Origin of the sequence: Flammeovirga aprica JL-4, assembly GCF_012844305.1 — a bacterium.
GTDB classification, from domain to species: domain Bacteria; phylum Bacteroidota; class Bacteroidia; order Cytophagales; family Flammeovirgaceae; genus Flammeovirga; species Flammeovirga aprica.
On the sequence record NZ_JABANE010000008.1, the window covers coordinates 50402 to 66826 of the forward strand.

Genomic DNA, 16425 nt, shown 5'->3' on the forward strand with positions numbered 1-16425 from the left:
ATCTTTGTAATGTGATCGGAACGTAATATAAATGAATTATTATTCATCTATTCGTTTTGACTCAAAAATTACTGTTTACAAACTATTTCAATTTCTATAATGAATAAGATTACAAGTTTTATGAAGTGGAGGCGTCTGTCTCAATACTTTATCATTATCAATTGCTGTTTACTTTCTTTTCAAACCTTAGCACAAGAAAAGAAAGAAGATCTAGTGGGCGTCAAAGGGGCTATTACCCCTCAGCAGATGAATGCTAGACAATTAGTAGGACAAGAATTAATTGACGATGCTTTTCCTAATTCCATTCCCATTTTTGGTTCGAAGTCGAGAATCAAGTTTGGTGGTTATGTGAAGATGGATTACATCCAAGATTTCAATTATATCGGTTCAGCTTACGAATTTGAAAGTGCGACAATTCCAATTGCAGGAACTCCAGATTCTTATCTTAAAGGACAATCAATGTTTCATGCAAAAGAAACGAGGTTCAATGTCGATTTTAGAACTGTAGTAAAAGGACTAAGATCTGGTAAGGAAATGCCTTTACAAATTTTCATTGAATTTGACTTCTTTGAGGACAACCCCTCATTATTCCGTCAGCCACGTTTACGTCATGCCTATGGTGTATTTGGTAATATCCTTGCCGGTCAGACATGGTCAATTAATGCTGATTTGAGTGCATTGCCAGGTATTATTGACTTTGGAGGAGGTGATGGTACTTATGGTGACCGTGTGGTTCAAATTCGTTGGACAGATAATATTACAAAGAACTTAACCTATACAGTGGGTATGGAAGGTCCAAAAAGTGCAATCGATAATCCCTATGAATTGGATGGTATTGCACGATCAAATATGCCCACTTTTGCAGGTAATGTGAGATGGTCTATCAATAAGTTTTCCCACATGCAATTAGGTGCTGATTTCTTCCAACATCATTGGCAAGGTGGTCAATATGGCCCCACTAAAAAAGCGTATGGTTACGGTATCAACCTGACAGGTCGATTTGTATTGGATAAAAAAGAACGTAATGCATTAATGTTTGGAGCCTCAACAGGTAAGGGTGTAGGACATAGAATTCTATTCTTAGAATTTTCGCCAAGTGATGGTGTGATTTCAGACAATCAACTAGAATTACTCAATGCCCATCAAGCATATATCGGTTATAATCACTATTGGACAAAAAGCTTAAATACAACAGTAGCGGCTTATTACGCAAAGTTGAATACCGTAGATTATCAATTGGATGAAACTACTCAACATGGAGGAACTTTTCACGCCAATTTAGTTTGGATGCCTTATAAGAATGTATCATTTGGTATGGAATATATCCATGGTCTTCATGTTGTAAAAGATGGAAGATACGGTCAGGCGAATCGTCTTCAGTTTATGACAAGATTCAGAATTCCTTAAAGACAATAATTGATGCTAAAAATGAGTATTGAAAACGATTTCCGATTTCTTGTAACTAAAAGAAAATGAAAAATCAAACAAAACGTTTCTCAACAGCTAAAAAACAAATCATTAAATTTTCATCCATCTTATTGCCAATCAGCATGATGTTCAATACAAATTGTACTACTTCAAACGCTCAAGAAGAATATGAAGTAACTGTTCCAAAATCGGAAAAATATATTAGTAAAATTACAGAAGTTACTACTCCAATCTCTAAAGTAAAAGAAGGTTTTCCATTAGATTTTATCAGAGAAACACATAAAAACTTCAGTACTCCCAATTGGCAAGCGGCAGGTGATCAATCGGTGTATATCAATATGAATATCCCTGAGTTTATCAATGTAGATATTGCAATGCCTACACATGAAGAGCGTCATTTGGAACGTAATATTGATGCTGATTTAGGAAATACAAAATTCACTTTAGAAGACGGATCTGAAACTCCTACTTTAAATGAATACTTGAATGATGATTACAATAGAGTACAAGGGATCATCATGGCCCATAAAGGGAAAGTAACTTTTTGAAGCTTATCCCGGTATGAAACCAACAGATTATCATGTATGGATGTCCGCTTCAAAAACAACGGTAGGTACTTTGGCGATCTTGTTGGAAAGTGAAGGAAAATTGGATCTTGAAAAACCAATTACTTATTACGCAAAAGAATTAGCCGGAACAGCTTGGGATAAAGTATCTGTAAAAAATGCTTTGAACATGGCTTCAGGTTTGGACTTGGAAGAAACAACTGCGGCGTTCTCTGATCCTAATAGCTGGATTGAACAGTATTTTGCTTCTCTATTCGATATTGAAGGAACTGGTGACGGTTGGATTGAGGTGATGCGTAGAGTAAAACCAATTGAAGGTGAAGAGCCAGGTGATCGCTTCCGTTATTCTACAGCGATTACACAAGCTTTAGTATTGGCGATAGAAAGTGCGACTGGTCAAGCTTACAAAGATGTATTCAATGAAAAAATTTGGTCCCAAGTAGGTGTTCATAATCAGTTTATGGTGGGATTAGCTTCCGATTACCATGCAGTAGGTGGTGGATTAGTCAACACTACAATTGAAGATGCCTTGAAATACGCTATGATGTATACACCTAGTTGGAATGTGGTATCTGATAAAAGAGTAATCACTCCAGAGATTCTAGAAAGAATCAGAACTTTAGGTGATCCAAAAGCTTATCAAGGATGTGAGGAAGAAGCCTACAGTTTAGAGTGGACTGGAGAGAAAGGTGAGAGAAACTCTGCACAATGGGATCACGTTTGGGCTGACGGAGCGATGTTCAAACACGGTAACATGCACCAAGGTATTTATGTAGATGCTGACAGAGATTTCGTAGCGTTTGTATTTTCAAACACACCTAATGAAAGATCAGATAAAGCTCCAGGTTTTATGCGTGCAGTGGCGAAAAAAGCAGCTGATCAATAAGAAAAAAATAGATGTAGTAAATAGGATAGTAATTGGCTCATTAGGAGAGGTCTACGGACTGATTTTGATGGGCTTTTTTTGTATAATTCTAAATTCAATCTGCCGAAATCTTGTATACGCTTGCTTAGATCTTGTATATCATTCCTTCTAAAAACCATGACCTTTGTATCATAAGCTATTAAGCAAAGAAGTACACTAACACTTCTTTGAATTATCATACTATTAATATTCAATCAAAATGAAAAATCTAAAAAAAGTTACTGTTTTCACTGCTAAAAAAATTCGTACCATGGATCAAGGAAATCCAGAAGCGGAAGCAATAGCAGTCCTTGATGGAAAAATATTATCAATAGGTACATTAGAATTTATGAAGCCTTGGTTAGACAGGTATGATGTTACTTATAACGATACATTAAAAGATAAAATTATTCTTCCTGGTTTAATTGAACCACATTCTCACTGTTGGATGTCAGCAGGTTTTCTAGGATTAGATTATATTGGTCCCCTTCCTTGGCCAGGTTTGAATGGTATCAATCCACCTCATCCTCATTATGAAGATGTGATTGAATATTTAAAAGAGATTGATGCGAAGAAGGAAGATCCAAACGAACCTATTATTGCTTGGGGTTTTGATCCCGCCAATCAAGGTGGAAGTTTAGACCGTAAAGTTTTGGATGCTATATCTTCTACTCGTCCCATCTTTGTGATTGGTTTTGCTCCTCACTTTGCTTATTTAAATTCCCCTGCCATTGAGATGGCAAATATTCCAGAAGGCTTACAATCTCCCCATATTTTAAGAGAAGAAAATGGTGATTTGAAAGGCGTTTTCTTAGAATCTGATGGAGCTAAATTAGCCATCGCACCAATTATTGAGGTCATCTCAGAATTGGGAGGAGAAAAAGGTTTGAAGTTTATGAGTGGAATTGGTCACCGTGCAGGGATCACTACTATTGCCGATTTGATGTTTGGTGTTTTGAATTATGATGAAGAATTAAAGGACCATGTCAATGCGACTAATGATCCTGACTTTCCAATCCGTATGTTATTAACTCCACACGCAATGACGATGACCTTAACGCATGGAGATAAAGCCCCTGAGTTTGTAAAAGGCTTGAAGCAATATGAAACGGATAAATTATTTTTCAGAGGAGTAAAATTCTTGAGCGATGGATCTTTCCCGTTGATGGGATCTCAAGTCAATTTCCCAGGTTATTTAGATGGAGGAAATGGTGTAGATGGAGATGCTTCTTTCAAAGAAATGCTTCCTTATTGGAAAGCTGGTTTTCAAATTCACTGTCATGCAAACGGCGATTTGGCTTTAGATAATTCTCTAGATATGCTAGCTAAATTACAGGAAGTTCATCCGCGTTTTGATCATAGATTTACCATAGAACATTATGCGATTAGTAACCCAATGCAGGCAAGAAGATTGAAAGCATTAGGAGGCTTGGCAAGTGTCAATAACTACTTCTCACACTTTAGATCATTATTGCATTCTGAACATGCATACGGTCCTGATAGAGCACAAAGAGAAGCACGTCTTGGATCATTAGAAAGAGAAGGAGTTATCTTCGCTTTGCATTCAGATTATCCACAAGTAGTAGTACCAATGCATCCACTAACAGCAGTGTATGCTGCAGTCACAAGAATTGCTGAAGATGGAAAAACAGTAGTAGCAGAACACGAAAGAATTGGTGTAGAAAGAGCATTACGTGCCGTGACGATTGATGCTGCTTACATCTTAGGGTTGGAAGATAAAATTGGTAGCCTTGAACAAGGAAAAATGGCGGACTTTACGGTATTGGATCAAGATCCTATGGAAGTTGAACCTGAAGAAATCAAGGATATTCCAATCTGGGGTACAGTATTAGGTGGTAAAATCAATAAATGCTAGTAAGATGAATTCGATTAAAAAAACAACGATGAATCCATTGGATCAAGCTTTGGATGCAAGACAAACAATGTCGGGGTTAATATTTGCCGCTATGGCATTGAGAAATAAAAATACAATTCCTGTAAAAACAATTCCTCTTACCATTTTAGGAGGTTTTCTTGGAGCAGGAAAAACAACCATGCTAAATCATATCCTTCAAAATCCAGGAGGTAGAAAGATTACCGTTTTGGTCAATGACTTCGGAAAAATCAACATTGACGCTACAATGGTAGAATCGCAAACAGATGATATGATTAGCTTGACCAACGGTTGTGCATGTTGTGCGGTATCAAGCGATTTAACGAAAACATTAATCGACATTTCTGAAAAAGAAGAACAACCTGATGCCATTATTCTTGAATGTAGTGGTGTAGCAGAACCGGGTTCTATAGCACAAATCGTTTTGTCAAATAAAGCAATTCGATTGGATGGGATTATTACTTTGGTAGATGCGGAGACGTTTTTTGAACGTTTGGAAGATGAATCAAGTCAACAATTATTCATCAATCAACTAACTTCAGCAGATATCATTTCCATTGGTAAAACAGATTTAGTTTCTGAAGAGGAAAAACAAAAAATCAATCAATGGATCGCAAAGCATCAACCCAATAAAGCTGTTTTGGAAACAGTGGAAGGTGATGTGCCTACTGATGTGATATTGGGCGTTGAAGCAGATCATGATTTGGAAGATGAAAAAGCAAAAGCCATCAAAAAAACGAATCATAAACACACATTTGAGAGCGTTAGTTTTTCATTCGACCAACCCTTTAAGGAAGAAAAGATCAATGCGTTTATAAAGAATTTACCTGCTCATATCATCAGAGCAAAAGGAATTTTGCAAATAGATAGTGATTTGGATAAAAAAATGATCTATCAAAGAGTGAGTAAACGCTGGTCATTAAAAAGTGATGAACAGTGGGGAAATGAAAAGCCTATTTCCCAATTGGTATTTATTGCCAACAAAGGAACCTTGGACAAGGAGCAATTAGAAAAGAGTTTAAGAGCATGTTTGAAACATATTTTTTAGTGAAAATTCCCCCTTTCAGAACGTGAGTTTATTAATTTCATCAACAATAGAATCACTATTTTCTCTGAAATTAATTTCCTCACAACCTAAAATGGAAAATTTTCACTTCTAAAATATATATTCCAAATATGCTCTAAGAGAAGCAATAGTTTGATAATAGTAGTAATGAAAATGCTCATTAGATAGAGAGTTACTTTTTCATCTGATGGGCTTTTCTTTTACTCTCACTTTCCATCTCATTTAATCTATTTAAAATATGAATACCCTAAAAAAAGAATTTTATAGATACACAGACCAAATAGGCATTACAGGCTCATTTATATGTTTAATCCATTGTATTATCACTTCAGGCTTGATGATAGGTAGTACGATGATGTCAAATGCATCCCATCATCATGGACACGCACATCATCATACTTTAGATGTATGGGGAATGATCGATTTATCAATGGTGGTGGTTAGTGGCATTGCAGTATATTTTTCCACATTAAAATCTACTGATGAAGAATTTCAAAATAAGCTGATGTGGGCAACATATATAGTTTATAGTTTTTGTATGCTTTCAAAGTATATGGGTTTTGAACCTGTTGGTTTGACTTACCTTTCTTATCTCATGTCTTTCTCTCTGATAGGAATGCATACAGTGAATCTGAAAAAATGTGCTCATTAATAGTGGTGTATGTCCCTTTGGTTCATTTTGCCCAAATCATACAACCGCATGGAGATTTCTTGTAAATAGTTCGCTGAGAAACAAAGCATCTTTGTATATCAATCAATCTCATCAAGAAAATAAAACTATGAACAATTTAGATATTTACTATACACTTGGTATGCTCGGAACTGTTGCATTTGCAGTGACGGCAGTCTTGGCGGTTATTCCAAAACAAATTGATTTATTCGGTGCTATCGTAATGGGTATTGTCACTGCTGTTGGTGGAGGAACCATCAGAGATATGATTTTGGGAGTGCCTGTCTTTTGGGCATCAGACCTTAATTATATATGGGTGGCAATTGCCTCAAGTATAGTTGCTTTTTATGGTAATCAATTGATGTCTAGAAAAAATATATATGCCCTAATGCTCTATTTGGATGGCATCGGCATTGCCATGTTTGTGATTCAAGGAGCAGATAAAGCGTTGGATTTGGACTTTGCATTGCCAGTAGGACCAGTATTATTAGGTTTGATTACAGCGATTGGAGGCGGTATCACCAGAGATGTTTTGGCAGGGAATACAACACTATTATTAAAGAAAGAACTTTACGCACTGCCTTTGACCTTTGGAGTAATCCTTTACTTAATAATGATTCAGGTGTTTCCAGAGAAAGTGAAATTGCTTGGAACATTGTGTGCAACACTCACTTTCTTTATCCGTGCTGCGGCTATTCATTGGAAATTACACGTTCCAAAGTGGATGCTGACGCAAAAAAGAGGTATTTTCTCTAATTGATCAAAATGTGTCAATAGCTTATTCTTTTGTGTAAATAGTTTGATGTAAAACATGTGACATTTGTAACATAATCAGTGGGCATACAGCTCGCAACTCAGAGCATGATTGAAACACCTCTTTTAGTGAAAACCCACCCTTTTAGAACGTGAGTTTATTAATTTCATCAACTATAGAACCACTATTTTCTCAGAAATTAATTTCCTCACAACCTAAAATGGAAAATTTTCACTTTTAAAACAGGTATTCCAAACATACTCAATAAATCAAAATACTATTTATCAAAATGAAAAAGCTATTATTATCATCATTGTTAGCAGGCGCTACTTTATTACAAGTAAATGCCCAAGATGTAAAAGATCAAAACGCAGAAAACAAAATGACGCCCATTAAAGAGGTAGTCAGCGGTTTTCCAAAAGATTATGCAGAGCATGCTATTTCGACCTCATTTAATACCTGGCTTCAAGGTGGAGATGAATCACTTTACTTTCAAATGAAGACTTCAGAGTTTTTACCGACTTCAATCATCCCAAGGCGTATTCCAACAATGGAATTGGAAAAAAATATAAGACCTGAAATTGGTGCTATTGAAGCAGAAACAATCTTTTCAGGAAAAAAAACACTTGATGAATTCTTAGCGGACCCAGAATTTAGAGCACAAGGTTATATGGTTATCCACAAAGGAAAAATAGTTTATGAATCTTACCCTGGTATGCGACCATCAGATTCACATGCTTGGATGTCATGTGCGAAACCTACCGCAGCACTGTTAGTCGAGCTTCTAATTAACGAAGGTAAAATCGATGATTCACTTCCCATTTCGCATTATGTGAAAGAATTTCAAGGTACAGCATGGGAAAATGTAACTGTGAAGCAGATCATGCATATGGATTCAGGACTTGATATAGATGATACAGCAGAAACACGTCCACAGCCAGATGCTCATGCTCACCGTTTATATCTATCTGAATTTGGTCAACCTTATAATGGTAAAGTCGAAAAATTAATTGATGTTTTAGCAAGTGCTCAACCTGGTGAAGGAGCTGGGAAAAAGTTTGTTTACGCATCTGCTCATACTGAAGCATTAGTGTTTCTAGTAGAAGCAGTAACAGGAGAACGTTGGAGTGAAACATTTGATAAAAAAGTATGGTCGAAAATGGGGGTAGAAGGCCCAATGCAAGTCCAAACAACTCCTGATGGTGTAGCACTTTCACATGGTGTTATCGGTACAAGAATGAGTGATATGGCTCGTTTCGGAATGTTGTATACACCAAGTTGGGATAAAGTAGCTGAAGAACAAATTGTAACAGATGAAACATTAACTCGTATCCATGAAGATATGAGATCACATGAGTTCTTGATGGCCGGTGAAGATGGTCCAGTATTTTCTGATTGGCTAGAAAATAACAACCCTACATTTTTAGGCAACTCTCGTCAGTGGGACGTATTATGGCCTGACGGTGATATGTGGAAAGGAGGAATGCAGACGCAAGGTTTGTATGTTTCTCCATCAAAAGATCTTGTGATTGTATATATGTCAACAGCCGTTCAAGATCACTCTTTACACCGTTTTGTGCGTAAAGTAGCCAACTCTGGTTTATTTGAATAATTAAGAAAACGATTAATTATAAGTTAAACGTCTTGCCTTTCGGGGTGAGGCGTTTTTTCTATTCCGGTCATCATGACTTCAAATTGATCACATTGCTCAAATCTTGTAAACAGTAGAAAAGATCTTGTAAATAATTCAAGTGGCAACTAGTGATATTTGTAACATGATCATTGAGTGATCGCTCATTGAAAATCAATCAAATTACTATTTCAAAAAGGAAAATGAAAAAATTACTATTATCAACATTGTTAGCAGGATCCGTAATGTCACAAGTAAATGCACAAGGAACGAATGTTCATGAAGCAGAAGGAGATTACAGAACTCCGATAAAAGAATTTTCTAATGGATTTACACAACATCAAGTTCAAAAATTTAGAGATAATTACAGTTTACCTCATTTATTAAAAGGTGGAGATGATGCCGTTTGGTGGGGATTAAGAACTTCAGAATTATTCAATACGGCATTACTTGAGCCTAATCACAAAATGGAACTAGTTAAAAATATTAATCCAGCGGTGGGAGAGGTCAAAGCTCACACCAAACATTTTGGAGAGATTTCATTAAATGATTTTATGGTGCATCCACATAGTTATGCACAAGGTTTCTTAGTGGTTCATAAAGGTGAAATCGTCTTTGAAAACTATCAAGGAATGACAGAAAACGATCATCACGTTTGGATGTCAGCAGCGAAGATTATTCCTGGTCTTGCCGTAGACTTATTGATTTCAGACGGAAAAATAGATCAGGAAAAAACAATAGGGCATTACGTCCATGATTTTAAACATACAGGTTATGGAAATGTCAAAGTGAAAGATGTGATGGACATGACAACTGGCCTTAATTCAGAGGGAAATGATGAGACGCGTTCAGATCCAAACTCTATCACAACAAGAATGTTCTTAGCTGAGTTTGGTTTGCCTTACAATGGTAAAAATGAAAAAGTAAGAGATGTATTAAAAGAAGCAAAACAAACACATCCTGCAGGAGAGAAATTAGAATATGGCTCTCCGCACACACAGATGCTAGTTTTATTGGTTGAGGCAGTTTCAGGAAAACCATTTGCAGAATTTGTAGATCAAAGAATTTATTCAAAAATGGGTGCAGAATCTACCCTAAACATACACCTTTCGCCAAATGGTGTAGCAATAGGTCACGGTATTGTATCCAGTAGACTTCGTGATATGGCAAGAGTGGGCATGCTCTATACACCAAGTTGGAATAAAACGGCTACAGAGCAAGTGGTTTCTCCTGAAATCATCAGCCGTATTCAGAATGGAACAAGGTCAAAAGAATTTTATAGAAATGGTTTTGATGGTTCTGTGTTTGTAGATCGTATTGGAGATGACGATGTGATCTCCAATGCAAGACAGTGGGATGGCGTTTGGGAAGATGGGGATTTCTGGAAATCAGGTATCCAAAGCCAAGGGATCTATGTCTCTCCAAAAAAGGATTTAGTGATTGTATTCTTCTCTACTAATGTGCCAGATGATTCTATTCATAGATACGCACGTCAGATTGCCAATTCTGGTTTGTTTGAAGAGGTAGAATAAGTACTAGGACAAAAGATTGTGGTGATATGAATATTTCATTTTGATGAAAATTAAAATGGGTACTCATTAGAGGTTTTTATCTTGGTATTCGTACCAAGGTAGAGCCTCTTTTAAAACAACTTTCTTTGAAGGGTTTAATCTATCAGTATCAGCCGACAGTTGAAGAGAAGCAATTAACATTCTCATTTTTAAAGACTCAATTATATTATCATGAAAAAATTAATATTAATCACATTGTTATATTGTGTTGCCAATCATTATGTCTTCTCTCAAGAAGAGCAGACCGTATTAATTGAAAATGCAAATATTTTTGACGGTACAGCAGACACTCTTGCTATGGGTATGTCGGTGTTAGTCAAAGGAAATAAAATTGAAAAAATCGCCAAAAAAATAAAAGCTCCCAAAGGTGCACAAGTTATAAATGCGAATGGAAGAACGCTCAGCCCAGGTTTTATTGGTACACATGAGCACTTGATGTTTCAAATGTCAGCAGGCGAATTGTTGACCTCAGACACAAGGTACTTCGCTTATGTAGCCACCTCTACAGCAAAAAAATACTTGTATAGTGGTTGGACTTCCGTAAGAGATGCCGCTGGAAATACCTTTTCACTTAAAACAGCAATAGATAAAGGAATCGTGGAAGGTCCTCGTATTTATGCTTCAGGAGCCATGATTTCACAATCGGCAGGGCATGCAGACCATTGCCTTGGATCAAATCACTCTTCCATTATCAGTGAAGATCATGATATTTTAGTTGAGTATGGTGATATGGCTGTCGTAAATGGTGTGCCTAAAGTATTAGAAGCGGTGAGAGAACAACTTCGTTTTGGTGCCAATCAGATTAAAATCGCTGTTGGTGGTGGTACAGGTTCGTATGCAGATCCGTTAGATGTTGTGGAGTTTACACCTGAGGAAATCAAAGCAGCTGTTCAAGCAGCAGGTGACTACAATACGTATGTGATGGCCCATGTCTATAATAATGATGGGATCAGAAGAGCCATTGAATGTGGCGTGAAAAGTATCGAGCATGCCAATTTGGTAGATGAAGAAACGTTACAATTGATGAAAGATAATGATGTATGGCTATCTGCTCAAGTAGGTGTTTATACATTCATTCCTCATGGTTACACAGAGGATCAAGCCAACAAGCACAGACAAGCTTATGCAGGTATCGACAACATGTTTAAAGCGGCAAAGAAGATAGGTTTTGATAAAATTGGTTTTGGTACAGACATTATCACTGACCCTTCAAGAATAGATGCTTTAAATGACGAGTTTATCTTCAGACAAGACTGGTTTACCAACGCTGAAATTCTTCAACAAGCTACTTCTAAGTCAGGTGAGCTCTTAGGAATGTCTCACCGTTTCAGTCCAGGTAAAATAGGAGTAATTGAAGAAGGTGCAGTAGCAGACATTTTATTGATTGACGGTAATCCATTGGAAGACTTTAAAATCCTTCAAGACCCTGAAAATAACCTTCATTTGATCATGAAAGACGGAAAGATCTTTAAGAACTTAGTGAAATAAACGACCATAATTAGGACTAAAACCAACTGTATTAAGGTATTATCTTGTAATGAGGTAATACCTTTTTTGATATAGAATAAGTGTTGCCGATTTTATACAACTACTTGCCGATATCTTATAACTCAAACCTTTTTCAATTGGTTAATTTTGAAGTAACAAAAGAGTAGAGAGCATTCATATTCTTTTGAATTAAGTTAAGTTGAAGAAAGCCCAAAAATAAAACTATTGCTCCTTTTAGGCACCAGGTGAATTCATTACTAAACCTTAGTATTTGAATTGACCTTTTTGTGTCATTCATAAATAAGACCGTGTAAATCATTGGGTAGCAATCTTTCTAGTTTTGCAATATGATATTAAAAAGGAACAACATATCGTACACCATGGCTGAAGTCATGGGCTGGTGATACTGACTCCACCAACACTAAAGTGCTGTCTTCGTTTCCAACCTTCAAGACTTAAGTCTTGGATAGGTTGCAGTATCACTTGCCCATTGTTTTAACTATGGTGCACGAAACACAAGGAATGAAGAGAATGGATCGTATTGTGTTTTTTATGGTGGTCAGGCGGACGTTGCAATGTAATATCCCTACAACTGTATTCATCATAAATGATATTCCTCTTTAATATTCCAACAACTTGATTACAAAATTATTTTGAATGCTGTTTTATGAAAACTATACAACTATTCATCCTTGCGTTAGTATTGATGGCAGGGGATTTATTTGCACAAGGTTTTATTTCTGACCAAATCACCAAAAATAAAGACGGAATAGCCCTTGAAGATTCTACATTTATTGGGTCTTGGCCCATGTTTGGAAAAGGAAATGTAAGAATGAAAATCGGGGGTTATATGAAAAACGATTTTGTCTATGATGTCAATGGAACAAGAGACAAAACACAGTTTTTAATGTCCACCATTCCTGTACAAGGAGAGGCGGATTATGGAAGTACGGGTTATGTGAGCTTTTTCTCCAAGGAAACAAGAATTAACCTGGACGTCAGGAGCAAAGTCAATAATACGCCTGTACAGATGTTTTTTGAAGGCGATTTCTTCTCTTCAGTAGGAAATCAGTTTAGAATTAGACATGCTTATATCAAAGTAGGAGGATTCACATTTGGACAAACATGGACCAACCTTACTTTCTTAGAAACACTTCCCTTTATTATAGATTTTGCTGCTGGCGATGCCTTGTTTGGTGGTAGATCTAATCAGATCAGATATGAGACCAATATCAACAAAAATTGGCTTTTCGGTGCAAGTATTGAATACCTTGAAAACATGGGGATAGAAAATCCAAATACTTTAAATGGTGTGGCTCAAGCCCAACTTCCATTAGTCTCCATGAAATTTATTTATAGTAAAAACAATACAAAACTATTTTTCGGAGCAAGTGCAGCTCAACTGCATTGGACGGGAGGCCCTGAAGGTAAAAATGCTTCCACGCCACAATTGGATGTGATTTTTGGAGGTAGAAGACAGATTGATAAAAAGAATTCAGTGTCTTTCAATGTGAACTACGGTGTGGGTTCAGGTGAAAATATCTTAGCATTTATAGGAAGTAATGCCAATGCAGTACTTACACAAGAAGGAGAACTAGTGGCTATGAAATCATTTTCGGCCCTAGTAGGATATACACATCACTGGAATGAAAAATGGTCATCCAACTTCTCGTATGCTTACGGTTGGCTGATGGATATTCCAGATTCCAGAGATCCATTTGCTTTGAAAGCGGGAGGTATTTCTCATGTCAATTTAGTTTGGCAACCCTTAAAATATTTCTCAACAGGTATAGAATACATGAGAGGAGCCCAGAGAACAGCCAATAGTAGTTTTGGTGTAGCGAATAGAGTGCAGTTTATGACCAAGTTTGATTTTTAATATCAATCGACATTTGACAATAATATGCAAATGACTGACATTTTTTTATAAATGATTCATGAACAAAACCATGATCTTTGTAACATGCTCATTGCATATCACAGTAATAAATTTTCAATCTAATTATCTCATAAAAATGAAAAAGCTATTCTTCTCATTGCTAGTTTCTGTAAGTATTTTCAATATCAATGCACAAGATATTCTTCCTTCAAAAGAAAAGACTTTAGTCAAAGAAATTTCCTTAGAAACAAGTCATCATCATGTATCTAAATTGGTGAAAGATATTTGTTTTTCTAATTCAATTAATGGATTCGACCATAATGATTGGAGAAGTATGGAATCAATAGATTTATTAAAAAAAGATTTAATGGGATTAGAGCAATCAACAATTTCAGATGAGAAGGAGACAAAGGATATGAAACTTCTCAATGAATTACAATTAGGGCAGTCATTAGATCAAATTCATTTAAACATTAGAGATTACTTTGGTTCTGAAGCAAGCGTGCTTCATCTTGAAACCAATCAATTTATAAAATAAAAAACACAGTGTAAAGTAAGTTTTTTGCTATTTGTAGTTTTTAGAAATCAGGAGATTTCTGATGATTTGTAGGACACGAATGACGCTATCGCTTAACATTCGCGCCAGTCAACTTTCTAACATTTTATTTTAGTGGTACGATTCCCGGCCTTGAAGGGAAAAGCGTTAAGAATTTCATGTATTGAGCCGTTAAAAATGATTTTCTTGTTTGAGCTTTAGCGAGTTTAAAATCATTTAGGCGAAAGGAATGGAATTTAGCTTTTGACTTCTAAGCCTAGATTTTTTGCTTCGTTTTTCATCAATGGAAAAATGAAGAAGAAGGAAGCTTGAAAGTAGATGAAAACTTAGTTTACAGTGAAATGAGTTTTTGATAATAAAAAAGAGGTTGATACCGCACTGGTATCAACCTCTTTACATTTAGTCAAATCCTTAATTAAAACTCTTTGACTTTTATGATTTTCACAGGACAAGCCTCAGCCGCCTTAATATTTTCATCTAGTTCAATAGGACTCACCTTAGTAGTATAAAAGCCTTTTTTGTTGACTCCACCCACCAAAGTAGCTTTCCCATCTCTTTTTGACATCACCCATCTGTCAGGAGCAAACTCCACACAATAGTTACAGCCAATGCATTTATTTCGTTGATGCGTAATTGTAATTTTACTCATAATCGTTTTTGACGAATTAAGCTTCTACAGTTTCTGCATCCACTAATTTATACAATTTATCAGAAGGACGGATTTGCGTATCCAATTTGATACTGAACGTATCGCCTTTTACTGCCATCTCTTTCTTTCCTTCATCGTTGACGTGAAGTTCTTCCACTACAGTTTCTACCACACCAGTAGTAGGACCAGTGATTAGAAGTTTATCACCTACTTTTACTTTTTGTGTTTCTAATTGGAATTCCGCCACTTGAATATTTTTGAAATAACGACGACCGTTACCCAAGAATACCTTTCTCGTTTTGGCTTTAGAACCGTGCTGATCTGTCCATTTACCCATTTCTTGACCAAGGTAGTAACCACCCCAGAATCCACGGTTGTAAACTTCAGTCATACGCTCTTTCCACTGCTCACCTTTCTCTTTAGTGTAAGTACCTTCGAAGTAGCTGTCAATTGCTTCTCTGTAGCATTGAGCAACAGTCTTCACGTATTCAGGACCTTTACCACGACCTTCAATTTTCAATACTTTCACCCCAGTATCCAATAATTGATCTAGGAAGTCGATAGTACATAAATCTTCCGGCGACATGATGTACTCATTGTCGATCTCTAATTCGTGACCGTCTTCGATGTCAATTACCTTATACTTTCTACGGCAGTTTTGAACACAAGCACCTCTGTTTGCAGATGAGTTTTGCGTATGTAGTGATAAGTAACACTTACCAGAAACTGCCATACACAATGCACCGTGAGCAAATACTTCCACTTCTACCAATTCACCTGAAGGACCCGTGATGTTCTCGTTTTTGATCGTATCACAGATGGTCTTCATTTGAACCATAGAAAGTTCTCTTGAAAGTACCATTACGTCTGCAAATGTAGAGTAGAAACGTACTGTCTCCGCATTTGTAATGTTCACTTGCGTTGAGATATGTACTTCAACACCGATTCTGAATGCATAAGCAATAACAGCTTGGTCAGAAGCGATGATGGCAGTAATACCAGATTCCTTTACACGATCCACAACTCTACGCATAATTGATAAATCATGCTCATAGATAATTGTGTTAAGTGTTAAATAAGATCTTACGCCATTCTCATTACAGATGCGAGCCACTTCCTCAAGATCATCAAGAGTGAAGTTCATAGAGGCACGAGCTCTCATATTGAGCTGTTCTACCCCAAAATATATAGAGTCGGCTCCACCTTGGATGGCAGCCATCATTGAGTCAAATCCGCCTGCAGGCGCCATTAATTCTACTGGACGTTTTGTTGCAGGTTTTTTAAATTTATGCTCCACTTTATGTTTATTTTAAAATTCGGTTTGAAAAAATAGCATAATTCAAACCAACTGATAATCAATCTATTTTTCG

At 36.5% G+C, this 16425-nt stretch carries 14 protein-coding genes; 12 read left to right on the top strand and 2 right to left on the bottom strand.

Annotation, left to right across the window (positions count from 1 at the left end; genetic code table 11):
* Positions 1 to 99 precede the first annotated feature (99 nt).
* The 12 genes from HHU12_RS04230 (at position 100) to HHU12_RS04285 (ending at position 14388) form a co-directional block, all read left to right on the top strand.
* Positions 100 to 1407 (top strand): DcaP family trimeric outer membrane transporter, encoded by a 1308-nt coding sequence (locus HHU12_RS04230; protein ID WP_169655317.1) that lies wholly within the window; start codon positions 100 to 102, stop codon positions 1405 to 1407.
* A 65-nt stretch (positions 1408 to 1472) separates the two neighbouring features.
* Positions 1473 to 1976: a hypothetical protein gene (locus HHU12_RS04235; RefSeq protein WP_169655319.1), complete on the top strand. Its 504-nt coding sequence runs from the start codon at positions 1473 to 1475 to the stop codon at positions 1974 to 1976.
* 13 nt (positions 1977 to 1989) lie between these two features.
* Complete coding sequence (locus tag HHU12_RS04240) at positions 1990 to 2880, top strand: serine hydrolase domain-containing protein (protein ID WP_169655321.1); 891 nt, start codon at positions 1990 to 1992, stop codon at positions 2878 to 2880.
* A gap of 238 nt (positions 2881 to 3118) precedes the next feature.
* On the top strand, positions 3119 to 4774 hold the full coding sequence (locus HHU12_RS04245) for an amidohydrolase (protein WP_169655323.1): 1656 nt from the start codon (positions 3119 to 3121) through the stop codon (positions 4772 to 4774).
* A 4-nt stretch (positions 4775 to 4778) separates the two neighbouring features.
* The gene (locus tag HHU12_RS04250) at positions 4779 to 5840 is read left to right on the top strand and encodes a CobW family GTP-binding protein (protein WP_169655325.1); all 1062 of its coding nucleotides are present in this window, start codon (positions 4779 to 4781) and stop codon (positions 5838 to 5840) included.
* 256 nt (positions 5841 to 6096) lie between these two features.
* The gene (locus HHU12_RS04255) at positions 6097 to 6510 is read left to right on the top strand and encodes a MerC domain-containing protein (RefSeq protein ID WP_169655327.1); all 414 of its coding nucleotides are present in this window, start codon (positions 6097 to 6099) and stop codon (positions 6508 to 6510) included.
* Positions 6511 to 6637: 127 nt separating this feature from the next.
* Positions 6638 to 7288 (top strand): trimeric intracellular cation channel family protein, encoded by a 651-nt coding sequence (locus tag HHU12_RS04260; protein ID WP_169655329.1) that lies wholly within the window; start codon positions 6638 to 6640, stop codon positions 7286 to 7288.
* Positions 7289 to 7571: 283 nt separating this feature from the next.
* Positions 7572 to 8894, top strand: a complete 1323-nt coding sequence (locus HHU12_RS04265) for a serine hydrolase domain-containing protein (protein ID WP_169655331.1) — start codon at positions 7572 to 7574, stop codon at positions 8892 to 8894.
* A gap of 221 nt (positions 8895 to 9115) precedes the next feature.
* Entirely contained in the window at positions 9116 to 10444 is a 1329-nt protein-coding gene (locus HHU12_RS04270) for a serine hydrolase domain-containing protein (RefSeq protein WP_169655333.1), read from the top strand.
* 210 nt (positions 10445 to 10654) lie between these two features.
* The gene (locus tag HHU12_RS04275; RefSeq protein ID WP_205959775.1) at positions 10655 to 11971 is read left to right on the top strand and encodes a metal-dependent hydrolase family protein; all 1317 of its coding nucleotides are present in this window, start codon (positions 10655 to 10657) and stop codon (positions 11969 to 11971) included.
* 667 nt (positions 11972 to 12638) lie between these two features.
* On the top strand, positions 12639 to 13850 hold the full coding sequence (locus tag HHU12_RS04280; protein WP_169655335.1) for a DcaP family trimeric outer membrane transporter: 1212 nt from the start codon (positions 12639 to 12641) through the stop codon (positions 13848 to 13850).
* A gap of 136 nt (positions 13851 to 13986) precedes the next feature.
* Complete coding sequence (locus HHU12_RS04285; protein WP_169655337.1) at positions 13987 to 14388, top strand: hypothetical protein; 402 nt, start codon at positions 13987 to 13989, stop codon at positions 14386 to 14388.
* Between the two features lie 433 nt (positions 14389 to 14821).
* Here HHU12_RS04285 and HHU12_RS04290 read toward each other — a convergent pair whose 3' ends face one another.
* Together HHU12_RS04290 and HHU12_RS04295 are read right to left on the bottom strand one after the other, a co-directional pair.
* Positions 14822 to 15055 carry a ferredoxin gene (locus HHU12_RS04290; RefSeq protein ID WP_062620355.1) on the bottom strand — a complete coding sequence of 78 codons (234 nt, stop codon included), beginning with the start codon at positions 15053 to 15055 and terminating at the stop codon, positions 14822 to 14824.
* A 16-nt stretch (positions 15056 to 15071) separates the two neighbouring features.
* The gene (locus tag HHU12_RS04295) at positions 15072 to 16352 is read right to left on the bottom strand and encodes a peptidase U32 family protein (protein ID WP_253273962.1); all 1281 of its coding nucleotides are present in this window, start codon (positions 16350 to 16352) and stop codon (positions 15072 to 15074) included.
* Positions 16353 to 16425 lie beyond the last annotated feature (73 nt).